Origin of the sequence: Pseudoalteromonas sp. SG43-3 (assembly GCF_014164385.1) — a bacterium.
Taxonomy (GTDB): domain Bacteria; phylum Pseudomonadota; class Gammaproteobacteria; order Enterobacterales; family Alteromonadaceae; genus Pseudoalteromonas; species Pseudoalteromonas distincta.
Genome location: NZ_JACJFC010000012.1, coordinates 97325 through 120799 on the forward strand (window position 1 = coordinate 97325; position 23475 = coordinate 120799).

Consider the following 23475-nt stretch of genomic DNA (forward strand, 5'->3'; position numbering starts at 1 on the left):
TCCTCTTAAAGGAATGCTTTTATATTAACTAACATAGGCTTAGCTTTATCAATTAATTCTATAAACTGATTCAACTATTGGCCTAATTATCAGCAGTAAGTCGGGGTGCTAATATAGCGAAAATAAAGTAAGGAGAGATCAACATGAACAAAACAATTTTACTTACCGGCGCAACCGATGGCATTGGGCTAGAAACTGCAAAGATGTTATTAGCACAAGGTCACACCGTATTATTACATGGCCGCAGCCAAGCAAAGCTCAATGCGCTACAAGTAGCTTTAACCGAGCAATACCCAAATGCAAGTACACATACTTATATTGCTGATTTAAGCGATATGAGCCAAGTTCAAACTTTGGCAAAAAATGTATTAGCCGATATGGCCGAAAATAATAACCAGCTCGACGTACTTATTAATAATGCAGGCGTTTATCAATTAGTTGATGCTACAACAATTGACGGCCTTGATGCTCGCTTTGTTGTAAACACGATTGCGCCATATCTTCTTACAAAACTATTATTACCTGTCCTTGGTCATGATTCGCGAGTGGTTAATGTGTCATCAGCTGCGCAATCAAGCGTTAACTTAAATGCACTTATAGGTAACACTGAACTTTCTGATAGTGCGGCTTATGCACAAAGTAAATTGGCTATTACTATGTGGTCACGTCATTTAGGGCTTGAGCTTAAAGATATTGGGCCATTAGTTGTATCGGTAAACCCTAAATCGTTACTGGGAAGCAAAATGGTAAAAGACGCTTACGGTATAGATGGTGGGGATTTAAAAATTGGCGCAGATATTTTTTGTCGCGCAGCGCTTAGTGATGAATTTAAAGATGCCGCAGGCCTGTATTTTGATAACGATACAGGACGCTTTGCGCCTCCTCATGTTGATGCACTTAATAATGCTAAAAATCAACAACTCGTAGATACGTTAGACAGTATTTTAGCACAGCTTAAATTAGGTAAAGCATAATGAAAAAGCATGTTACCTGGACAGTACAAGGCCAAATTAAAGAAGGTAAATACGATGAGTTTTTACTGGTAATGGCACAATTAGTTACTTTGGCTAAAAGTGAAGCGGGCACTTTAGTGTATGAGTGGACAGTAAGTGATGACAAGCGCAATGTACATATTTACGAGCGTTACCAAGATGAAGATGCTGCTAAAGCGCATCTTGCTGGTTGGGGCGAAAGTGGCCCACTATTTTTAAGCGTAGTTGATATGGATAAAGTAACGGTATTTAGTCAATTATCAGAAGAGTTTGCACAAGCCTTTGCAGGCCCAAGCAGTGTATTTATGAAACCTGTGGGTGGCTTTGTAAAGTTTTAGAGAAAATACCCATTGTTGATCTAAAGAGCTCACCTCATCAGTGAGCTCTTTTTTTAGTGGCATTACTGCTCTTGCTGCAAGCGCTCGTATAACCAATCTTTTAATTCTGTACGTTCGTGTTTTAATAGATGCATTTGTTCATCGCTTATGGGCGCATCTTTGAGCTCTAACACTCTAATCTCTTTATCTAGCTTGTCGTACTTATCTGCTTTTTTTGCAAATTCAGTATCGCTTTCATTTAACTCGGCAATGGTCTTTAAGTACTCTGGAAAGTCATTTGTTAATGAGTGGTCTTCGCCTAACATATTCGCTCCTTAGTAGGATATAAATGAGCTCACAAGTAAGTGAGTTGTATAAGTGAATTACTGCCTTTCATATAATACACTGGGGCTTACATAGATATAATTCAACCATCGAGCCACTAATTTGATGTAGCACAAACAATCTGTTTATTTTGCTCAGTAAGGCATTTCACCAAAGTATTTAATAGTGCGATCAATAAATGCACGTACTTTAGAGGTCAATAATTTATTGTTGGGGTATACAGCCTACGTAGGTGTATTAACTAATCGTAAAAAGCTTAGGGTTCGATATTATTGCTCAAGGTGCAAGGAATCTCTGGCTAGAGAAAATAAATTTAAATATCATCATGATTCAATACGTTAGTAAATCTCTTAACCAGAGTTAAAGTTTAGTAAACCAATACCCGCTAAAGGCTTTTAAGCATTTTAGCTAAAAGAGTTAATTTTTAACGCTTTTTGCTAATTTATGTTGGTTAATTAATAGTGGTAGAATGCAGCGCTTAGTACCACTTGTGTAAAGTAGTGGTCAATAATTTATAAGGTCTGTTGTGTAATGCTGTTGATGATCGACAACTACGATTCGTTTACTTACAACTTAGTGCAATATTTTCAGCGTTTAGATCAAGACGTTTTAGTGAAACGTAATGATGAGCTAAGCATTGCACAAATAAAACAGTTAAACCCGCAGCACATCGTGTTATCGCCAGGGCCATGCACCCCTAACGAAGCGGGTATTTCACTAAATGTTGTTGAGCAACTAAAAGGGCAATATCCTATTTTAGGGATTTGCTTGGGGCATCAAACTATCGCACAAGCTTTAGGTGGAGATGTAATACGTGCTAAAAAAGTAATGCACGGTAAAACATCACCCATAGTTCATACTAATAAAGGGGTGTTTAAAGGCTTAGCTAATCCGTTAACGGTATGTCGTTATCATTCTTTAGTGGTTAAAGCGCAAACTCTGCCTAAAGAGCTTGAAGTAACCGCATGGACTCAAACTGAGCAAGGCGAGTTTGACGAAATTATGGGGTTGTTACACAATGAACTTGCTATCGAAGGTGTGCAGTTTCATCCCGAAGCTATTTTAACTGCTCAAGGCTTAGAACTGCTTGATAACTTTTTAACTCGCTTCTAATGTTATAATACACATAGCATTTTATACTTTATTAATGGATGTCATGACTGAACTTGTAGCCCAGCAGCGTACTGCCAAAATACTAAGCCAACGAGCTCATGACTTATTGCTTGGGCACAGCTTTGCGCATCAGCAAATTGGTTTCATTCATACATTAGATATAGATTACGGCGAACCCATGAAGCAGCGTACCTTGCTGCAGGTTGAAGTGGCCGCACAGAATAAACGCCAGCAAAGCAGTACTGCACATCATAAGTACCGCGCTCAAGCCAGTGAGCAACTGCACAAAACAATTGAAACAGCTATATATAAGCAGCTCGAAGATATAGATGGCGTAATTCATAGCACCATAGGTATTGAAGATGGTATTGCCAATATACTCGATATATTAGCGGTAAAGTCAGCGTCGGTAGGGCGTTTAGAGCCATTGGTTAATGATATAAGCTGGTTGGGTAGGGAGTTAGTAACGCTCGTTAATTTACCTTACTATCGTAATCAACGTAGTAAAAACACGTCTGTAAAAGTAGATAAACCATCGCTTGCCCTTCGTTATATTGGCCTTGATAACTTACAGCTAGTTATTCCTACATTTGCTGCCCGCCATTGGATGCCACATAGCACCGAACCATTTTCGTTATTAAAGCGTCGTTTACGTGACAGTGCCATGGCAAACGCCATTGCTGCGCAAAAAATTGCACAAATTAATAATGTAAATGACGTACATGCATTTACTCTTGGTATGCTTTTAGATGTAGGGCGAATTGCATTAGTGCGCTTGTACTTAAAAACGTTTGAGCAAATATGGCAACGTAAAGTACAGCTAGCCCGAAATGAAAACCAAAAAGATTTACACACCGCATTATTAGAGCTTCAGCCCGACCCGCTATTTTTAACTACTCTACTTAGCAATAAATCGATAGAAGTAAGCGCTAAGGTAATAGACAAAATGGCTTTTAAATATTTACCGTTTAAAGGGGTAATGCAGCAGCTAGTAAATGGGGTAGATAAGGGCGATACATTACTGCCATTAACAGAAGTAATGCTAAAGGCACGGTGCTATTCTCAATATCTTAATTTAAAAGAACATCAACTTATTGAACCTGATGAAGCTCTAAGCTGGTTTTCGCACTTTAAGTTCACTAAAACGGAACTAAAAACCCTCCAATCGAGTAATTTTACCAATTTAGCTATTCAAATTGACTAAAAATCTGAATTTTTTGTTAATTTTTTTTGCGACTAACCATTCATTCTCATCTTATTGTTATATTACATATTTGCCGATTAAAGCGTGTGCGCCTCTGTACTCATGCGGTTAGTTGCCTAAAAATAAGCATAAATAGCTATGCAAATAGTTATTCACTATCTATGAAATAATATCTTTAGCCCTTTATTTTCAAGGGATACATGAAAGTTTTTAACGAGACAGATATAAGTAATTCTGAAATAATGTGCGTCTGAAAATTGAACCACAAAGCAATTTTGCGCAATTATCAGGTTACTGATCTTGCCTATAAAGTTGGTTACAAATATTAACCAAACACCTATTTTGATGTTTTGTGTTGCTCACAATTAAGAGGAAATAAAATGACAGTCAATCGCGAATTATTTGATCACGTAATGGTTCCTAACTACGCACCTTCAAGCGTAATTCCTGTTCGAGGCGAAGGCTCTCGCGTATGGGATCAACAAGGTCGAGAGTTTATCGACTTTGCTGGTGGTATTGCAGTTAACTGTCTTGGCCATTGCCACCCTGCATTAGTAGGCGCATTAAAAGAGCAAGGCGAAAAAATCTGGCATCTATCTAACGTAATGACCAATGAGCCGGCACTTCGCCTAGCTAAAAAAATGGTTGATGCGACATTTGCTGAAAAAGTTTACTTTGCCAACTCTGGCGCAGAAGCAAACGAAGCCGCGCTTAAATTAGCGCGTCGTTTTGCACTTGATAAGTTTGGCGCAGAAAAATCACAAATCATCGCGTTCAACAAAGGTTTCCACGGTCGTACATTCTTTACCGTAACTGTTGGCGGCCAAGCTGCATATTCAGATGGTTTTGGTCCTAAGCCTGGCGACATTGTACATTGTGATTACAATGACCTTGCTGCTTTTGAAGCGCTTATCAGCGATAAAACATGTGCCGTAATGATGGAACCTCTACAAGGTGAAGGCGGTATTGTTTCACCAACTGATGAGTTTGCTCAAGGCGTTCGCGATTTATGTACTAAACATAACGCACTGCTTATTTTTGATGAAGTTCAAACAGGTGTTGGTCGTACTGGCGATTTATATGCATACCAAGGCTTAAACGTAGTACCTGATATTTTAACTTCGGCTAAAGCACTTGGCGGCGGTTTTCCTATTGGCGCTATGATCACAACAACTGAAATTGCACAGCACCTTAAAGTAGGCACACATGGTTCTACTTATGGCGGTAACCCGCTTGCCTGTGCTGTTGCAGAAGCGGCATTTGATACAGTAAATACCCCAGACGTACTGGCTGGCGTAAAAGAAAAAGCAGCATTATTTAATGAACTACTTAGCGCGGTTAACGAAAAATACAACGTATTTAGCGAAATCCGTGGCCAAGGTTTATTAATTGGTGCAGTAGTGAACGAGCAATATAAAGGTCGTGCAAAAGAGTTTTTAGTGGCAGGTACTGAGCAAGGCCTTATGTCACTAGTTGCTGGTGCAGACGTAGTACGTTTCACTCCATCTTTAGTAATTCCTGAAGCGGACATTCGCGAAGGTATGGCACGCTTTGAAAAAGCAGTAGCAAGCGTAGTAAACGCATAAGCGACTTAAGCCAACCAATTAAGGGCAAGCACCGCTTGCCCTGCAATTCCTATTTACCGTTATTTATAAGGGAGCAAGCGGACTCATGATGATCCTTCGCCCAATCCAGCAAAATGATTACTCAGCATTACTGAAAATTGCCCACGAATCGGGGCATGGTTTTACGTCTTTGCCATTAAACGAAGAACTATTGCAAAAGAAAATAGACCATTCTGTAAGTTCATTTGCTAAGCAAACGTCACAACCCGGTGACGAAGGCTACCTGTTTGTTCTTGAAGATAGCGAAACCGGTGATGTTGTAGGTACGTCTGCAATTGAAGCTGCTGTAGGGCTTGATGATGCATTTTATCATTATCACTTAAGTAAAGTGATTCACTCTTCGCGCACATTAAACGTATACAAAGCGGTTGATATTTTAACGCTATGTAACGACTACACAGGCGCTACAGAGCTTTGCACATTATTTTTAAAAGATGGCTATCGTAAAAATTGTAACGGTAAGCTACTTTCAAAAGCGCGCTTTATGTTTATAAAGCAGCATCAAGAGCGTTTTGCACAAACAGTGATTGCAGAAATGCGCGGTGTGTCTGACGAAAACGGCAGTAGCCCTTTTTGGCAGTGGCTTGAAGAGCACTTTTTCTCAATGGATTTTCCAACAGCCGACTACCTAACAGGTATTGGCCAAAAGGTTTTCATTGCTGAACTAATGCCTAAATACCCAATTTATGTAAATTTGCTAAGTAAAGATGCGCAAGCCGTAATAGGTAAAGTACACGACAACACACGCCCAGCAATCGAGTTATTAAAAAGCGAAGGCTTTACGTTTAATGGCTATGTAGACATTTTTGACGGCGGCCCAACGGTTGAAGCAAAAGTAGATAACATTGCGACGATTCGTAATGCAAATAACTTTAACGTTGAAATTGGCGAAATGACTGGCGACACCATGGTGTTACTAGCTAACGAAAAGCTTGAAGATTTTAGAGCAACCGTTGCACCAATGACATTTGACGAGCGCGCAAAAAGCCTTATTTTATCGCAAGAAGTAGCAGATGCATTGCATTTGCAAACTGGCGATATTGTTAGTGCAACCACGATTTAATTTAGGAGAAAGTATATGACTCATCCTGCACAATTTATTAATGGTCAATGGTCACAAGGCCAAGGCACAGAATTTAATTCAGTAAATCCTGCAAATAACGACGTTATTTGGCAGGCATCATCAGCAACTGCGGCGCAAGTAGACACCGCAGTAAATGCAGCGCGCGAAGCGTTTTATGCATGGGCTGATAAAAGCTTTACTGAGCGTTTAGAAATAATTAAAGCATTCGCAGCGCAATTAAAAGAAAACAGCGAAGAGCTCGCTATTACTATCGCACAAGAAACAGGTAAGCCACTGTGGGAAACTCGCACAGAAGCGGGTGCTATGGTTGGTAAAATTGCCATTTCTGAAAAAGCATTTTTAGAGCGCACTGGCGACGTAGAAAACGCAATGCCACTTGGCCGTGCAATGATCCGTCATAAGCCACATGGGGTTGTAGCCGTATTTGGTCCGTATAACTTTCCGGGTCACTTACCTAATGGCCACATTGTGCCAGCGCTTTTAGCAGGTAACACGGTTGTATTTAAACCGTCTGAACTGACTCCTAAAGTTGCCGAGCTTACGCTTAAACTGTGGGAAAAAGCAGGCTTACCAGCCGGTGTAATCAACCTCGTTCAAGGTGAAGTAGAAACGGGTAAAGCCCTTGCTGCTCACAAAGGGATTGATGGCTTGTTCTTTACGGGTTCTTCGCGTACTGGTCATATTTTACATGAACAGTTTGCGGGTCAACCGGGTAAAATTTTAGCGCTAGAAATGGGTGGTAATAATCCACTTATTATTACTGACGTTGAAGACACTAAAGCGGTTGTTCACGATATTATTCAATCAGCGTTTATCTCAAGCGGCCAGCGTTGTACATGTGCACGTAAACTGTTTTTACCTAAAGGTAGCAAAGGCGATGTAATTTTAGAGCGCCTTATCACTGCAACTAAAGCGATTAAAGTAGGTAACTACGATGATGCAGACCAGCCATTTATGGGCTCTATGATCTCATCAGCGGCAGCAGCGGGCATGGTTAAAGCGCAAAACGAGCTTGTTGAGCTTGGCGCTCAAGTATTAGTAGAGCTTGAGCACACAGCTAATACTGGCTTTGTAACACCAGGTATTATTGAGTGTACAAATATTAGTGACTTCCCAGATGAAGAGCATTTTGGACCACTTTTAAAAGTATTCCGCTTTGACGACTTTGACCAAGCCATTGATAAAGCAAACGATACAACCTTTGGTTTATCGGCTGGTTTATTAAGTGATAGTGCAGCAGATTACGACCATTTTTTACGTCGTATTCGCGCTGGTATTGTTAACTGGAACCGCCCAATTACTGGCGCATCAAGCGCAGCACCATTTGGTGGTATTGGCGCATCGGGCAATCACAGAGCTAGCGCGTATTATGCAGCTGATTACTGTGCATACCCAGTTGCTTCAGTAGAGCTTGAAAAAGTAGCGATGCCAGCAACACTAAGCCCAGGCTTAAAAATAGATTAAGCAGTAATACTACTTAATCATTACAAAAGCAGCTTCGGCTGCTTTTTTTGTATTGCTATCGTACAAGGCTAGTAATTATCGACTCTTTCTGCTTAAATCAGCATAATTAAATATATTTAGGTGGTTCGCATAATGGTTTTAGATAGGCAAGGGTACGATGATTTGATCATGTATCTAACTCAAAATTTAGCGTTGTTTGAGAAGCCAGGCGAAATAAAACCAGGCGCTCCAACAGTAATGGAATTAATCGAAGACGTCATTGCACAAAATGTGATGCTTATTTGCGAGCAGCACACAGACCTCAACACAGAGCAGCGTAGTCAAATTGTACGTGAAGTTGATGGCATAGTTTACGATTTAGAAGAAGTCCTCAGCAGCATCACCTCACAGCCTGTCACGGTTGAACAGCATGCCTTTATAGATGAATTTGCAGGTTTAGTGAAAAACCTCTTTGATAGCGCTTTAGCACAACAATCTTAGCCATTTTATAGCCCTGCGTTGCATTTTCATTTGCAACTACGGCTAAGTTGCTTACAATCAAGAAAATATTTTTTTGAGATATAACAATGCAAGCAAATGTAAAATGGGTTGAAGGCGATACGTTTATTGGCCGTTCTAATTCTAACCACAATGTTGTGTTTGATGGCGGCAGCGATAGCGCAGCACCAAGCCCAATGGAAATGGTTTTAATGTCAGTTGGCTGTTGCTCATCAGTTGATGTGGTTAGTATTTTAAAAAAAGCTAAACAAGATTTTTCAGACGTGCAAGTGCAACTCAGTGCAGAACGCGCCGAAACAGCACCGCGCGTGTTTACCAAAATCAACTTACACTTTGTTGTTAAAGGCAATAATGTGTCTGAAAAGCACCTTGCACGTGCAGTTTCACTCTCTGCTGAAAAGTATTGCTCGGTTGCATTAATGCTTGATAAAACAGTAGAAATTACGCATAGCCACGAAGTTGTGCAAGATCAAGCAAAATAACGCTTTTTCCACGAGGAAAATTCGTATAAAATCCGCGAACTTTTCATTCTGCAGGTGCAGAACCCACTAATTTATAGGTTGGTTTATTATGAACAAACCCTTCGATAAACTTAAACTTCATGGCTTTAACAATTTAACCAAAAGTTTAAGCTTTAGTATTTATGATATTTGTTACGCAAAGACCGAGCAACAACGTAAAGAATATATTGAATATATCGATGAGCAGTACAGTGCAGATAGACTAACCGATATTTTAGGTGAAGTTGTTGATATTATTGGTGCTAACATTTTAAATGTAGCGCGCCAAGATTATGAACCGCAAGGCGCAAGTGTAACTATTTTGGTTTCAGAAGAACCAGTAGAAGAGCAGCAAAATTACGATGCTGACGAAGCACCAGGCCCATTACCTGATTCAGTTGTTGCACACCTAGATAAAAGCCACATTTGTGTACACACATACCCAGAAGCTCACCCTGATGATGGTATTTGTACATTCCGTGCTGATATTGAAGTATCTACCTGTGGCATTATTTCGCCACTTAAAGCGTTAAACTTCTTAATTCATAGCCTTGAGTCAGACGTAGTAACAATAGACTACCGCGTTCGTGGTTTTACCCGCGACATAAACGGTGTTAAGCACTACATTGATCATGCTATTAGCTCGATTCAAAACTTCATGACAGAAGATACAAAAGAAGCGTACCAAATGATGGACGTGAACGTGTATCAAGAAAACCTGTTCCATACTAAAATGATGTTAAAAGAAACCGACTTAAATACCTATTTATTCGGCCTTTCTACTGATGAGTTATCGGACGAAGAAGAAGACGAGATCCGCTCTAAGCTGACTCGCGAAATGCAAGAAATATTCTATGGCCGTAACCTGCCAGATACAGAATAATAGCAACGAATTAAATTAAAAATGGCGCTCAGTGAGCGCCATTTTTTTGCTTTATTTTACAAGCAATAATTGTGTTTGTCGGCCATTTAAATACCAGACACCGCTTTTATCAAAAATAGCATCTTCCTCTAGCATTATTCTTATTTCTTTATTCCACTGCTTTATAAACACCGCATTGTTAAGCTCAATTGAGTAAGCTGTATTTAAATGTAGCGGATAGTCCCCATCTCCCGGTACACCTTGCTGAGAGTCCCACATACCTAATGTAGTACCAGCAGCATGACCATGATAGCCAAGAGGATGAGTATAAATAGTGGGTTTTAATCCCTGAGCAATAGCGGCTTTTCGTGCTGCAGCTAAAACTTCATTACCGGTTTTTCCTACCGCAAATTGATTGGTAAATATATCTTGGAGTTTATTACCGCTTTTTAGTGCTTCAACTAAGTAACTAGGCGCACTCGTTTCGTTTTCTTTGAGCACATACGCATGCTGCTGCGTGTCGGTATTTAAACGCAAATAAGTAATCCCAAAATCGACATGAAGCAAGTCACCGGCTTGTATAACGTTATCATCGTAGCCATTAGTGAAGCTTTCTTCATGATTAAACGACTTCGTATCGGCGCGCTGAATAGCAACGCTTGGATGAAACCATGTTTGTAGTTTTAGCTCTTTTACACGCTCTCTAAACCACCATACCAAGTCATCGCTAGTTGTTTCACCCACCGTAATTGTTTTACCCGAAAACCCCTCTGCAATAATATGATGGGCAATAGCCACAATATGTTTATACATTTTAACTTCTTCAGGAATGCGTTGTTCTAACCACGCAACAGCAAGCGGCTCTGCAGAAATTATTTTATTATGATAAGTGGCGGGTAAGTTAGCCATTAAGGTTTTGTAATCGCCTAGCACAAGGCCATCGGCATGTGCCCAGTCGGTAGAAGTATTAAGCGCAATGTTGCGAGGTTTGTATTGCTCAATAAGCGTATTGAGTGCCTGCCACTGGCTAGGTTGTGTTTGCTTATCCCAGCCTTTTTTAAATACATTACCTATTTTATAAGGCGCAATAGCGTAAGCATCAACCCCACCTTGTTTATTAAGAGCAAATAGCAAAATAGTGGTGCGTCTGGCTGAAAGCCATGTTGCAGGCAGCATTGTTTTTAATATTGGATCTTCATTGTATTCGCGGCTTATAAGAAGCCACATATCAGTGTTGTGCTGCTTCATTAACGAGGGCATTAAGCTATTGATTCTAAGCTCAGTTATTTTATCTATAAACGCTGCGCGCTCTTTCATTGATAGAATTGTTGGAGATTCTGAAGCTTGAACTAAAGGGTTTACAAATAGTGTTGCGAGCAAACATGCGCTTATTAGTAATAATTTATTGTATTGCATAGTTGGGCTATTTTTAGGCTAATTTGTACTTAACATGCCAGAACCCACACTATAAAAAAATAATTTGAGACAAAGCGTACAAACAAAAAAGCCCAGCTAATTAAATTAGCTGGGCTTTTGAATATATAGCGTATTAATTAATCATGCTGTAAATAAGTGCAAATACAGCAAGTGAGCCAACCGCTAATATAAATAGCGTGCTTAATCGGTTGCGGTATTTATGAAGTGCAGGCACTTTATAAACTGCAATCATTGGCATGATGAATAAAATCATTGCGATGATAGGGCCCGATAACTGATCCATCATGTCTAAAATACTTGGGTTTTTAACAGCGCAAAACCAAATAGCTAAAAACATAATTAGCACACCAATTTTATCGGCCGCTTTTGCGCTTAAGCTTGTTTGTTTAGTTACTAAACCCGTAAAGCTCTCACGTGCCCCTAAAAAGTGACCCAAAAACGACGATGTAATAGCAATAAAGGCAACAAGCGGCCCAAGTGTGGCAATAAACGAGTTATCAGTAATATTAGCAAGGTAGGATAAAACCGATACGTTAGCGGCTTTAGCTGCGGCCATTTGCTCGCCTGTAAGCGACAACACGCAAGAGAACACAAATAACAGTACAAAGGTAATAAGTAGTAAGCTAGTGCGCTTTAAAATCGCCTCAGACTTATGTGTAGCTTGTTCACCGTAGTGACCGCGTTGCACGTTTACAAAGCTTGAGATAGCCGCTGCGTGGCTAAACGAAAACACAATAATAGGAATCGATAACCACAACGTTTTACCAAAGCTGCCCATTTCAGGCAGTGTCATATCTGGCATTTGCCAGCTTGGGATTAAATAAAGTGATAAAAAGAACAATATACCCACAAGCGGATAAACTAAAATAGCAAAGGCACGCAGCATTAAGCGCTCTCCGCCCATCATTAAGCTAATCATACCTGCAACTAATACACCCGAAAGCAACACGCGAGAAGGTGATTCCATCCCCATTTGATTAACCATAAAGCTATCAACGGTATTGGTTAAGCCCACACCGTAAATAAGCAAAATTGGGAATATAGATAAAAAGTACAATAAAGAAATTAACCGCCCCGCAGTCACACCAAAGTGTTCTTCAACTACATCGGTAAAATCGGCATCTTTATTTTTTGATGAAAGTACAAAACGCGCTAATCCACGGTGTGCACAAAAGGTCATTGGAAATGCTAAGCATGCCAAAATAATTAACGGCCAAAAACCGCCAATACCAATGTTAATAGGTAAAAATAAAATACCCGCACCAACGGCGGTACCAAAAAGGCTTAAAGTCCACTGCGTATCGTGCAGGTTCCATTTAGAAGTGGGTGTGTTTGAAGGTGTGTGTGCACCTTTTGTTGATGCATTTGAAAGCGTTGCATCTTGAGATGTTGTCATGTGTGTGTTTATCCATTATTTAAATAATAATCGCGCGCAAGAATATAGTTTTTAGCTAAAAATTTCATGTTTTGAGAGGATTTGTAGACTAATTAATTAGACCAAATTGAAGGGTAAGTGTCATGAATACGAAACAGCGGTGTAAAAGTGAGCAAAAGCCTTAAATGGCAAGCCACATTATAGAGTTACTGTACGGGGTAGGTTGGTTAGTTGGAGCGAAACCCAACACGCTATAGTGTCACGCGAGCAGCAAAGCCGAGGTAGGCGGTTTTCATAACGTAAAAATAGGGGAAGGTCATTTTTATTGGTTTTCATTTAAAAATCAGAATCTGCCCCGAAAAGCTGTTAAGTAGAAGCCATTGATCTGAACTTCATAAGAGATTTTTATTAAACTCCGTTATACTTCCTGCAATTGAATATGCCAAACGAAGTAAATAGGCCACTAACTGCAATGAGCAAAGAGATTCTCTTCCATACTACTTTTGCGCACGAAACCAGTAAAACATGGGTTGTATTTGTCCATGGAGCAGGTGGTAGTTCGGCAATTTGGTTTCGTCAGCTTAAAGCCTATAAAAAAGAATATAATGTATTGCTGCTAGATCTTCGTGGTCACGGTAAATCGAATAACTTAGTACAAAACTTTGTTGATAATAATTATTCATTTAATAATGTCTCTAAAGACATCATTGATGTGTTAGATCATAACTATATCTCCAGCGCACACTTTGTTGGTATTTCATTGGGTACAATTCTTATTCGAAATATTGCTGAAATTGCGCCGCAATATGTTTCTAGCATGGTGCTAGGTGGAGCGGTTACTCGTTTTAATACGCGCAGTAATACATTGGTTTATTTAGGTAATACTTTTAAACACTTCTTGCCTTATATGTGGCTGTATCGCTTATTTGCTTTTATTATGATGCCGAAAAAGCGTCATAAAGAATCTCGACTTTTGTTTGTTCGTGAAGCAAAACGCTTGTGCCAAAAAGAGTTTATAAAATGGTTTAAATTAGCCATGGACGTAAATCCTTTAATGCAATATTTCAAAGAAAAAGACATTGATATTCCCATTCTGTACATTATGGGTAAGGAAGATCATATGTTCCTTGGCCCTGTTAAAGAAATGGTTAAGCGTCATAAAAACAGCGTACTGCAAACTATTCACCATTGCGGCCATGTCTGTAATGTGGAACGCCCTGACTTATTCAATCAGCACTCGCTTGCGTTTATCGCCCAGCAAAATCGTTAAGGGTTGTTGCTTTTAAAAAGTGTGCAATGAGGGGTAAGTACTTAGTAAATTGGATTAGATCATTCTTTTTGGCTTTCGTCCTAAACTAAAAACAAGACCTAAAGTAGTAAAACCCAACACGCCATAGCTCCCGCCAACTCTTACTTTATTTTATAGTTTTTTAGATTTTATCTGAGTAGGTGTGGCAACGGATATCTAGAAGCTTGAGTGTCCTTACTTATTAGGTTTATTTAATTAATAATTATTACTTAACTAATTAAGGGGGAATAGTATGAGTAATAATTCAATAAAGTGGTACGAGAAACCAAGTGGTATATTAGCGTTAAATACTTTAGGTAGCATAATTGCTGCATTCATTTTTACAGTAATATTTTAAAGGTTGGCTATGAAGAGTAAATATCTAGATATTAATGAGCAAACCATTAATGAATTAGAGGAGGCGTGGAAGTACCTCAATAAACATTTTTATAGTGAGTTAAATTTAGAAAGTAATCGCCCTATAGAGTCGGAAAATCCACTTGGTAAACTTGCATATTTTATGGAATTTGGGATTTACCCACCACCTGAATTACTACTAAAAATATCAGAGATTTATGAAGTGTATATGTTACAAGCTGGTAAAGTTGATCTTGAAGAATCATTTTATGGGAAGCCCATTAAAGGTATTGGAAACTTTTCTGGGCGAGAAGCAAAAAAGGAAGACGTTAAATTTTTAGAGATGACATTATCTATGGAAGCCATTGGTAACAAAAAGAAAAAACGTTCGCAATATGAAATAGCCGAAGAATATTTGAGAGCTAAAGGCTCTGACGAAGATCCCGAACACTTGTTAAGAAAGTTGCGAAGATACAGAAATAAGCCTGCAAACTAGAGGCATATAATAAGCGCTTTCAACAGGGTAATAGTCTTCTCAACGTGTAGTTGTCACCTTTTCATAATATGAAGAGAAAAAGCTACCAATTGTCTTTTTAACAACTGATAGCTAACCACTCAAAACTGCTCTTATCCCTCTAAAGCCGAAACCACAAAATACGGATTTAAGTATTCATCTTTGGTGTTATAAATAAGCGGGCTGCCATCAAGCTTAGTGACTTTAGCACCGGCTATTTCGGCGATGGCATGGCCTGCGCCTGTATCCCATTCGCAAGTTGGACCTAAGCGCGGGTAAATATCGGCGCTGCCTTCGGCGACTAAACACAGCTTTAGTGAGCTGCCTTTAGACACCATTTCAACCTCATCAAAGCGTTTTACAAACTCGGCTAAATCGGGTGATGGGTGCGAGCGGCTGCCTACAACTCGAATTAACCCTTTGTTAGGTTTAGTCGTTACTTTAAGCTCAATTCGCTCATCGCCTTTATCTTTAAATGCGCCAATGGCTTCGGCAGCTAAGTACGATACGCCAAGGGCAGGTGCATCTACTACGGCTAAAATAGGAATGCCGTTTTTAATTAGGGCGATGTTTACGGTAAATTCACCGTTCTTTTTAATAAATTCTTTAGTGCCGTCGATTGGATCAACTAACCAGTAGCTTTTCCACGTTTGGCGTAGATCCCAGCTTATGTCGGCGTTTTCTTCACTGAGTATTGGAATATCAGGTGTGAGCTGTTGAAGCCCTGCCACAATCAGTTTATGAGCTGCTAAATCGGCGTCGGTTACGGGGCTTTCATCGGCTTTGTACTCAACGTTAAAATCCTTTTCGTAAATTCCCATTATCGCTTGGCCTGCTTTGCGGGCAAGGATGAGGGTTTCTTCTAGCAGTTCGGTTTGATTCATGGGGTTAACCTATATTATGTGCTTTTGTTTTAGATACGTTATCAGTTGTGTAACCGATTGGTCTAGGGTGTTTTTACTTGTATCTAAAATTATTTCTGGATTGTTTGGCACTTCGTAGTTTGAATCGATACCTGTGAAGTGTTTTATCTCTCCAGCGCGGGCTTTTTTGTATAAGCCTTTTGGATCGCGGCTTTCGCATACATCAAGTGGGGTATCGATAAAGACTTCGATAAATTCGCCTTCGTCTACTAAGCTGCGCACCATGTCGCGTTCTGCTCTAAAAGGCGATATAAACGCAGTAAGTACTAACAAGCCAGCGTCGGTCATTAGTTTTGCGGTTTCGCCTACACGGCGTATGTTTTCAATGCGGTCTTCGTCGCTAAAGCCTAGATCTTTACACAAACCGTGGCGTACGTTGTCGCCATCGAGCAGGTAAGTGTGCGTACCTTGCTGGTTAAGCGCCGCTTCTAGTGCGTTTGCTACGGTGCTTTTGCCAGAGCCTGAAAAGCCGGTAAACCATAAAATAGCGGGCTTATGTTTTTTTTGCTCACTACGCTGTGCTTTTGTCGTTGCGTAGTTATGCCAAACTATATTTTCATCCATAGTGAGAGTCTCTTATGCTGTGAGCGCAGGTATTAAAACGGAAATACCAGCGGGATCAAGGTTAATACCGTGATTGAATAAATAATAGAAAGGGGTAAGCCCATCACTATGTAATCTTTTAAGCGATAGTTACCCGCGCTATAAACCATTAGATTAGTTTGATACCCAAATGGCGATATAAAGCTGGCTGATGCGCCAAAGGCAACCGCCATAATAAACGGTAGTGGGTCTACATTAAAACCAACCGCGAGCGAGTAAGCAACAGGGAACGATAAGGCAGCTGCTGCGTTGTTAGTTATAAGCTCGGTAAATAATACGGTCATTAAAAATATAGCTATAAACGCGCCGTACGGGCCAAAATCCCCAAGTACCATAAACATGGCGTCGGATATTTGCCCGGCAAGTCCGGTGCCTATCATTAATTTAGCAAGGCCAATGGCGCTACCTACAACCACCAATAACTCGATAGGAAAACGGCGTTTTACTTCGTTAAGTTTTATGGTGCCGCTGAGCATTAAGCCAATCAGTAATACTAATAAGCCTTTAACCAGCGGCACTATGCCAATAATGCTTAAACCCAGTACTGCAGCAAAGCTTAGTAGCACAATATTTGATTGCTTAGGTGCAAGGTGGGCTTGTAAGTCAAACCCTGAAATATACACAAATTCGCGCTTTAAATTAGGCAAAGTGTAAAAATTTTTGCCTGGTGCGAGTATAAGTGAGTCGCCAGCTTGTAATTGCACTTGCCCAAGGCCGCCCTGTAAGCGGTCGTGTCCACGGCGAATGGCAATAACGGCTGCATGAAACTGCTCTCTAAAGCGGGCTTCTTTTACGGTTTTACCAATAAATTTTGAAGATTGACTTACAACTACTTCTACTAAGTGTTCTATGTCTTTTTGATGATTTTCGTGTACTACTTTTAGGCCGTCGAAACGGGTAAGTAATGGCACCGATTTTATGTCACCTACAAACAGCAGCACGTCGTCTTTTTGAATAATTTGCAGCGGGGTGACTGCGCAAATGCGGCTGCCATCGCGAATGATTTCAGCAAGGAATAAGTCTTTTAAATCACGTAGGCCGTTTTCTTCTACGGTTTGGCCTATTAATTTTGAGCTTGCTTGTACTTTACCTTCTAGGTAAAAAGGCACGACTTCTTGGTCGCTTTTACCGTTGTCGGGTAAGTATTTAAGCATCACTAAAATGGTAATTAGGCCTACGCTTAACGCGCCTAAACCCACTAAGGTAAAGTCAAAAAAGCCCAGCGGTTCCATACCCGCATCTACTGCAAAGCCATTAACGATTAAGTTGGTTGATGTACCAATAAGCGTGATAGTGCCGCCCAAAATAGCAGTGTACGACAGCGGTAATAATAGCTTTGAAGGGGAGTGATTAGGATTGTCTTTTATCGCGGTAATAAGCGATGCAACAACGGCGGTATTGTTAGTGAACGACGATAAAAAGGCGGTTGATAACCCCAATTTTGTTACCGATTTTACTAAACTACCTTTAGATAGCGATTGCGCTAACTTTTGAATTAGGGTGGTTTTTTCTATTGCTGTCGACACTAACACCAATAGTACTAAAGTGATAAGCGACGGGTTAGCGTAGTTAACTAGCATACTTTCAAGATCGATTAGCCCTGCTAAGTAGCTGGTGCCAATAGCGCTTACAAATAACCATGCTGGATTAATACGGGTGCCAAAAAGGCACCCGACTAAGGTAAGCATAATGCCTGTTAAAACGAGCTGTTCTACCATGCTTTTAAATTCCTAACAGGCTAAAGTTAACTTATAACTTAGAAATATCAAGCGCTTGCCAATGCGGGAAGTGCTTGCGTACTAAGCTGTTAAATTCAACTTCAAATTCGCTAAAGTTACTTTGCTTTGTTTGGCTTTGCAGTACTTGCTCAATCATACCGGCAGCAACAGTTAGGTTTGATAAGCGATCGATTAGGATAAACGAGCCTGTTTCGTGATTGCTGTGGTACTCGTCTGCCAAAATAGTTTCGGTTAGTTCAAGCGTTACAATCGCAATTTCGTTCAACTGCAGTGAGTCGCTAGTGCCGTGCTCAAGCGTGTTTACATCAATTGTGTAGTCAATCTTTTTAACAATAGCTGAGGTGTTTTTGCTACCTAGTTTTAGGTTATAGCTTTTACCTAACACTAATGGCGATTCATGCATCCACACAATTTTAGCTTGCAACTGGTTAGTTACAGCGGCCGTTGAATTTGCAGGTACGATTACATCTCCTCGGCTAATATCAATTTCGTTATTTAGGGTAACGGTAATTGCTTGGCCTGCTTCGGCGCTGCCTAGGTTGCCATCAAAGGTAACAATTTCTTTAATGCTTGATGTTTTACCCGACGGTAATACTCTTATAGCATCGCCTACGTGCATCTTGCCCGATGTCAGTGTGCCCTGAAAACCACGGAAGTTTAAGTTAGGACGCACGACATATTGCACCGGTAGGCGCGCTTCAAAGCCTGTATCTATTTCGGCTGCTGGCGAATCTTCTAGTAACTCTAGTAGCGGCTTGTCGGTGTAATACGGTGTATGTGCAGAGCGTGTTACTACGTTGTCGCCTTTAAGCGCCGACATAGGCACAAACTTAATGTTTGATACGTTAAGTTGCTCAGCAAATTTAAGGTAATCGGCCTTAATTTTTTCATACACGGTTTCGTCAAAATCAACGATATCCATTTTATTAACGGCAACAACAAACTGCTTAATGCCCAGCGAGTCACAAATAAAGCTATGGCGCTTAGTTTGTACTTGTACGCCGTAACGCGCATCAACCAAAATAATGGCGACATCGCTTGTTGATGCACCGGTTACCATGTTGCGCGTGTATTGCTCGTGCCCAGGTGTGTCGGCAATAATAAATTTACGCTTAGCCGTTGAAAAGTAACGGTACGCTACGTCAATGGTAATGCCTTGTTCACGCTCAGCTTGTAGGCCATCAACTAATAAAGCAAGGTCAAGATCTTCACCTGCGTTACCTACTTTTTCGTTATCTTTATGAAGGGCTGCTAGCTGATCTTCATAAATTTGGTGGCTGTCGTGCAGTAGGCGGCCAATCAATGTTGATTTACCGTCATCTACGCTGCCACAAGTAAGCATGCGTAATAAGCTTTTGTCTTGTTGGCGTGCTAGGTAGGCGTCTATGCCTATTTCTTTTACTTCGTTAAATGTATCGTTATTTAGGCTAGACATTAAAAATACCCCTCACGTTTTTTCTTCTCCATTGAGCCGGCTGAATCATGGTCAATAACACGACCTTCACGTTCAGATGACGTAGATAGCAGCATTTCTTCGATGATTTCGGTTAAAGTACTGGCTGTTGATTCAACTGCACCGGTAAGTGGGTAGCAGCCTAATGTACGAAAACGTACAGATTTCATTTGCGGTACTTCACCTTCATTAAGAGGCATACGCTCATCGTCAACCATAATTAAAGTACCGTCGCGCTCAACTACTGGGCGATCTTTAGCTAGGTACAATGGCACCATTTCGATGTTTTCTTGATAAATGTATTGCCAAATATCAAGCTCAGTCCAGTTAGATAATGGGAAAACACGAATGCTCTCACCCGGATTAACTTGGCTGTTGTAGGTATTCCAAAGCTCTGGGCGTTGGTTTTTAGGGTCCCAACGGTGGTGTTTGTCGCGGAACGAATAAACACGCTCTTTTGCGCGTGACTTCTCTTCGTCGCGGCGTGCGCCACCAAATGCAGCATCAAAGCCGTATTTATCAAGTGCTTGTTTTAAGCCTTGGGTTTTCATTATGTCGGTATGTTTACCTGAGCCATGCGTAAACGGGCCTACGCCCATTTCAATGCCTTCTGGGTTTTTGTGTACCAGTAGATCAAAGCCGTATTCTTTAGCTATACGGTCGCGAAACTCAATCATTTCACGAAACTTCCAGTTGGTGTCTACGTGTAATAACGGAAACGGAATTTTTGCAGGGTAAAATGCTTTACGCGCTAAGTGCAAAAGTACCGACGAATCTTTACCAATAGAGTAAAGCATTACTGGGTTCTCAAACTCAGCGGCGACTTCGCGCATGATTTTGATACTTTCAGCTTCAAGTTGCTGAAGGTGAGTTAAAGCCATTGTTAGTCGTCCTACTAAAATGATTAAAAGTTACAAATTTAAAATTCGGTTATGTATTTGATACATCTGTTAGCGGCTGTGCAAAGCTGCTTGTTTGTTCGTTTTTCCCAAACCACGCTAGTTGCGAGTGCAGGGCGGCTACTTCACCAATAATGAGTAGCGCAGGCGATATAATGCTGTTGCGTTCAATTAAGTCGGCAAGTTCGCCTAATTGGCCTGTTACTACACGCTGATTTTTACGTGTACCGTTTTCGATAATGGCAACAGGTGTGTCGGCTTTGCGGCCATGCTTTAAAAGCTCGCTTTGTATGTGCGGCGATTTAATTACGCCCATGTAAATAGCAAGCGTTTGATTTGCTTTTGCCAGTGATTGCCAATCAAGTTCTTGACCGTCTTTTTTACAGTGGCCCGTTACAAATTGAATGGCTTGTGCATGGTCACGATGCGTAAGCGGAATACCCGCATACGCACTACAACCTGCAGCAGCTGTAATTCCCGGTACAATTTGATAATTTACATTGTTAGCAGCCAGTACTTGTACTTCTTCGCCACCACGGCCATAAATAAACGGGTCACCACCTTTAATGCGGCACACTTTTTTGCCTTGTTTAGCAAGGTCGACCAACATTTGGTTGGTATCTTCTTGAACAACACTATGATCGCCTAAGCGTTTACCTACACAAATAAGGTCAGCATCACGGCGCACTAATTCCATAATTTCGTCAGAGACTAAAAAGTCATAAACGACGACGTCGGCTTGTTGCATAAGTTGCAGTGCTTTAAGTGTTAAAAGCTCTGGATCGCCAGGGCCTGCACCTACTACATATACTTCGCCTTCAGGTTCTGCTTTTGCATCTAGCATTTGCTCTAGTTGCTGCTGTGCGGCTTGGGTATCGCCGGTTTGTACTTTACTCACAACAGATGAGTCGAACACGCCTTCCCAAAATTGGCGGCGGTCTGAAAAATGCTTAAAGCGTTTTTTTACTTTGTCTCTAAAGCCACCGACAAGTGTTGCAAGTGGGCCAATATGATGTGGAATAAGAGTTTCGAGCTTTTCGCGTAAGCGACGTGCAAGTACGGGCGCTGTGCCAGCACTTGATATAGCAATCGTAATTGGGTCACGGTCAACAATGGATGGGAATATAAACGTACATTTAGGTTGGTCATCAACCACGTTTACAAACACATTGCGGGCATTGGCAAGTTCAAATACGTTGTTGTTTACTTCATCGCGGTCGGTTGCTGCAATAACAAGCATTTTGCCATCAAGGTGCGATTCATCAAAATAAGCATCAATAAGCGTTACTTCATTATTATGTGCATGCTCTTTTAGTTCGTCGCAAAACCAAGGTGCTACTAAAGTAACGCTTGCTCTCGCTTTTAAAAACGCGCGACATTTGCGTAAAGCGACCTCTCCACCGCCAACAACCAATACTGGTTTGTTGTCGAGTTTGGTAAAGATAGGTAAATACTGCACGTTAATAAGACCCCTAAACAAATTCAAATATAAGAAAACGCTTTATTCTGATATGCAGAATATAGCGGCTATCAATAAGTAAAAAATAATTAAAACCAAGTTGATATAACCAAAAGTTATAATAGGTGGGCTTTTTAGGCCTAAGAGCTAGTTAACAAGGGATTGCGCCGAGTTACAAGTAAAATAACCAGCTTATAGTGTTTGGTTATGAGCTATAGCGAGTTTGGTTTAATTTGTTAATATGGATGCATATCAAATTTTGTACTTATACCAATTGCATTAAATTAGTGATCTATTATAGCGACGAGAAAATAGCTCAATAGCAAGGCTAAAATTATGATACATAGTTGTTCTATATAAATAGTTTTTAACGTAGTTAGTGCGTTATTTAATACGCTAAAATGATCATGTTTTTAATAAAATTGGTATTACATAAGCAACGGAGCTCTAATGACACAACACCAAAAAGATGCCGCATTAGCAGTCGCACTGATGGATTTAACAAGCTTAAACACCAGCGATACCACCAAAAGCATTCAAGCACTTGTTGATAGCATAAATCCTACCTTAGGCACGCCTGCCGCTGTATGTGTTTATAGCGACTTTGTTGATGATGCAAAAATAGCACTCGCAGCGCGTGAGCTTAACCATGTTAAAGTCGCAACAGTTACTAACTTTCCAACAGGTGATGCACCACTGAGTGATGTAATTAACGAAACACTTATTGCTATAGAGCGCGGCGCAGACGAAATTGATTTGGTTATTCCTTATAAAAAACTAATAGCGGGCGATGCTCAAACTGTACTTAGCTATGTAAGCGAAAGTAAAAAAGCGTGTGGGTCGCGCGCGCAGCTTAAAGTAATAATAGAAAGCGGCGAGCTAAAAACCGACGCGCTTATTACTCAAGCCACGGAGCTTGCAATTGAAGGCGGTGCTGATTTTGTAAAAACCAGTACGGGTAAAGTAGCTGTAAATGCCACGCTTGAATCAACAAAAACTATGCTAACAGCCATTAAAAACTCAAATAAACGTGTGGGCTTTAAAGCGGCTGGCGGTGTTAAAACAGTGGCCGATGCTAGTGATTATTTAGCGCTAGCACGCGCAATAATGGGTGATGATTATTTGCAAGCAAATACATTTAGGTTTGGCGCTTCAAGCTTGTTAAGTGACGTTTATAAAACCATAGGGAAATAATCAATATCTTTGGATTGTAGGTTTATCTAACCGATTAAATTATTAGCAGTTTAAACAATAATGTAATTAATTAATTAGATTTTCCAATGTGGGTATCTTTTAGGCTTGTGTTAATGAACTGCGTAAGTATAATAGGCATCCACTTTGCAGGGGCGTAGTTCCAATTGGTAGAACAGCGGTCTCCAAAACCGATGGTTGGGAGTTCGAATCTCTCCGCCCCTGCCAGTTTT

General features: G+C 40.5%; 22 protein-coding genes and 1 tRNA gene. 14 read left to right on the top strand and 9 right to left on the bottom strand.

Going from position 1 to position 23475, the window contains the following annotated elements:
* Positions 1-143 precede the first annotated feature (143 nt).
* Positions 144-974, top strand: coding sequence for an SDR family NAD(P)-dependent oxidoreductase (locus tag H5157_RS12725; RefSeq protein WP_182712479.1), 831 nt, complete (start codon positions 144-146; stop codon positions 972-974).
* Positions 974-1330, top strand: a complete 357-nt coding sequence (locus tag H5157_RS12730; protein WP_182695908.1) for a putative quinol monooxygenase — start codon at positions 974-976, stop codon at positions 1328-1330. The genes H5157_RS12725 and H5157_RS12730 overlap by 1 nt, the downstream gene beginning before the upstream one ends.
* 62 nt (positions 1331-1392) lie before the next feature.
* On the opposite strand, the gene H5157_RS12735 is transcribed toward H5157_RS12730, so the two are convergent.
* Positions 1393-1635, bottom strand: a complete 243-nt coding sequence (locus H5157_RS12735; protein ID WP_002958856.1) for a YdcH family protein — start codon at positions 1633-1635, stop codon at positions 1393-1395.
* 550 nt (positions 1636-2185) lie between these two features.
* Here H5157_RS12735 and H5157_RS12740 point away from each other — a divergent pair.
* The 8 genes from H5157_RS12740 to speD all read left to right on the top strand — a co-directional run bounded on the left by H5157_RS12740 (position 2186) and on the right by speD (position 10025).
* The gene (locus H5157_RS12740; RefSeq protein ID WP_024596662.1) at positions 2186-2767 is read left to right on the top strand and encodes an aminodeoxychorismate/anthranilate synthase component II; all 582 of its coding nucleotides are present in this window, start codon (positions 2186-2188) and stop codon (positions 2765-2767) included.
* 43 nt (positions 2768-2810) lie between these two features.
* Positions 2811-3971 (top strand): HDOD domain-containing protein, encoded by a 1161-nt coding sequence (locus H5157_RS12745; protein WP_002958858.1) that lies wholly within the window; start codon positions 2811-2813, stop codon positions 3969-3971.
* A 380-nt stretch (positions 3972-4351) separates the two neighbouring features.
* Positions 4352-5557 (top strand): aspartate aminotransferase family protein, encoded by a 1206-nt coding sequence (locus H5157_RS12750; RefSeq protein ID WP_154903751.1) that lies wholly within the window; start codon positions 4352-4354, stop codon positions 5555-5557.
* A gap of 85 nt (positions 5558-5642) precedes the next feature.
* A complete protein-coding gene (gene astA, locus H5157_RS12755) occupies positions 5643-6659 on the top strand; it encodes an arginine N-succinyltransferase (RefSeq protein ID WP_024597056.1) in 1017 nt (338 codons plus the stop codon).
* A 15-nt stretch (positions 6660-6674) separates the two neighbouring features.
* A complete protein-coding gene (astD, locus tag H5157_RS12760) occupies positions 6675-8144 on the top strand; it encodes a succinylglutamate-semialdehyde dehydrogenase (protein WP_182693187.1) in 1470 nt (489 codons plus the stop codon).
* A 132-nt stretch (positions 8145-8276) separates the two neighbouring features.
* Positions 8277-8624, top strand: coding sequence for a DUF3802 family protein (locus tag H5157_RS12765; RefSeq protein ID WP_002958862.1), 348 nt, complete (start codon positions 8277-8279; stop codon positions 8622-8624).
* Positions 8625-8710: 86 nt separating this feature from the next.
* On the top strand, positions 8711-9124 hold the full coding sequence (locus H5157_RS12770; protein ID WP_002958863.1) for an OsmC family protein: 414 nt from the start codon (positions 8711-8713) through the stop codon (positions 9122-9124).
* 88 nt (positions 9125-9212) lie between these two features.
* Positions 9213-10025 carry an adenosylmethionine decarboxylase gene (gene speD, locus H5157_RS12775; RefSeq protein ID WP_024597058.1) on the top strand — a complete coding sequence of 271 codons (813 nt, stop codon included), beginning with the start codon at positions 9213-9215 and terminating at the stop codon, positions 10023-10025.
* A gap of 51 nt (positions 10026-10076) precedes the next feature.
* Here speD and H5157_RS12780 read toward each other — a convergent pair whose 3' ends face one another.
* Both H5157_RS12780 and H5157_RS12785 read right to left on the bottom strand, forming a co-directional pair.
* A complete protein-coding gene (locus tag H5157_RS12780) occupies positions 10077-11420 on the bottom strand; it encodes a M24 family metallopeptidase (RefSeq protein ID WP_182724807.1) in 1344 nt (447 codons plus the stop codon).
* Between the two features lie 133 nt (positions 11421-11553).
* Positions 11554-12837 carry an aromatic amino acid transport family protein gene (locus tag H5157_RS12785; RefSeq protein WP_182712482.1) on the bottom strand — a complete coding sequence of 428 codons (1284 nt, stop codon included), beginning with the start codon at positions 12835-12837 and terminating at the stop codon, positions 11554-11556.
* A 451-nt stretch (positions 12838-13288) separates the two neighbouring features.
* Here H5157_RS12785 and H5157_RS12790 point away from each other — a divergent pair, with 451 nt between their 5' ends.
* Together H5157_RS12790 and H5157_RS12795 are read left to right on the top strand one after the other, a co-directional pair.
* Positions 13289-14086 (top strand): alpha/beta fold hydrolase, encoded by a 798-nt coding sequence (locus H5157_RS12790; protein ID WP_182724808.1) that lies wholly within the window; start codon positions 13289-13291, stop codon positions 14084-14086.
* A 385-nt stretch (positions 14087-14471) separates the two neighbouring features.
* Positions 14472-14957, top strand: coding sequence for a hypothetical protein (locus H5157_RS12795; protein ID WP_165723695.1), 486 nt, complete (start codon positions 14472-14474; stop codon positions 14955-14957).
* A 131-nt stretch (positions 14958-15088) separates the two neighbouring features.
* Here the strand turns inward: H5157_RS12795 and cysQ are convergent, their stop codons facing one another.
* The 6 genes from cysQ to cysG are packed head-to-tail and all read right to left on the bottom strand — an operon-like array spanning position 15089 to position 22051.
* Positions 15089-15859 carry a 3'(2'),5'-bisphosphate nucleotidase CysQ gene (gene cysQ, locus H5157_RS12800; protein WP_182724809.1) on the bottom strand — a complete coding sequence of 257 codons (771 nt, stop codon included), beginning with the start codon at positions 15857-15859 and terminating at the stop codon, positions 15089-15091.
* Positions 15860-15868: 9 nt separating this feature from the next.
* The gene (gene cysC, locus H5157_RS12805) at positions 15869-16462 is read right to left on the bottom strand and encodes an adenylyl-sulfate kinase (protein ID WP_008133444.1); all 594 of its coding nucleotides are present in this window, start codon (positions 16460-16462) and stop codon (positions 15869-15871) included.
* 32 nt (positions 16463-16494) lie between these two features.
* Complete coding sequence (locus H5157_RS12810; RefSeq protein WP_182712486.1) at positions 16495-18219, bottom strand: SLC13 family permease; 1725 nt, start codon at positions 18217-18219, stop codon at positions 16495-16497.
* 31 nt (positions 18220-18250) lie between these two features.
* Positions 18251-19675 (bottom strand): sulfate adenylyltransferase subunit CysN, encoded by a 1425-nt coding sequence (cysN, locus tag H5157_RS12815; RefSeq protein ID WP_182724810.1) that lies wholly within the window; start codon positions 19673-19675, stop codon positions 18251-18253.
* Positions 19675-20574, bottom strand: coding sequence for a sulfate adenylyltransferase subunit CysD (gene cysD, locus H5157_RS12820; protein WP_002958873.1), 900 nt, complete (start codon positions 20572-20574; stop codon positions 19675-19677). Before cysD ends, cysN begins: the two co-directional genes overlap by 1 nt.
* A gap of 49 nt (positions 20575-20623) precedes the next feature.
* The gene (cysG, locus tag H5157_RS12825) at positions 20624-22051 is read right to left on the bottom strand and encodes a siroheme synthase CysG (RefSeq protein ID WP_024603341.1); all 1428 of its coding nucleotides are present in this window, start codon (positions 22049-22051) and stop codon (positions 20624-20626) included.
* A 450-nt stretch (positions 22052-22501) separates the two neighbouring features.
* Here cysG and deoC point away from each other — a divergent pair, with 450 nt between their 5' ends.
* Positions 22502-23245 carry a deoxyribose-phosphate aldolase gene (gene deoC / locus H5157_RS12830; RefSeq protein ID WP_182724811.1) on the top strand — a complete coding sequence of 248 codons (744 nt, stop codon included), beginning with the start codon at positions 22502-22504 and terminating at the stop codon, positions 23243-23245.
* A 148-nt stretch (positions 23246-23393) separates the two neighbouring features.
* A tRNA-Trp gene (locus H5157_RS12835) sits at positions 23394-23470 on the top strand.
* Positions 23471-23475 lie beyond the last annotated feature (5 nt).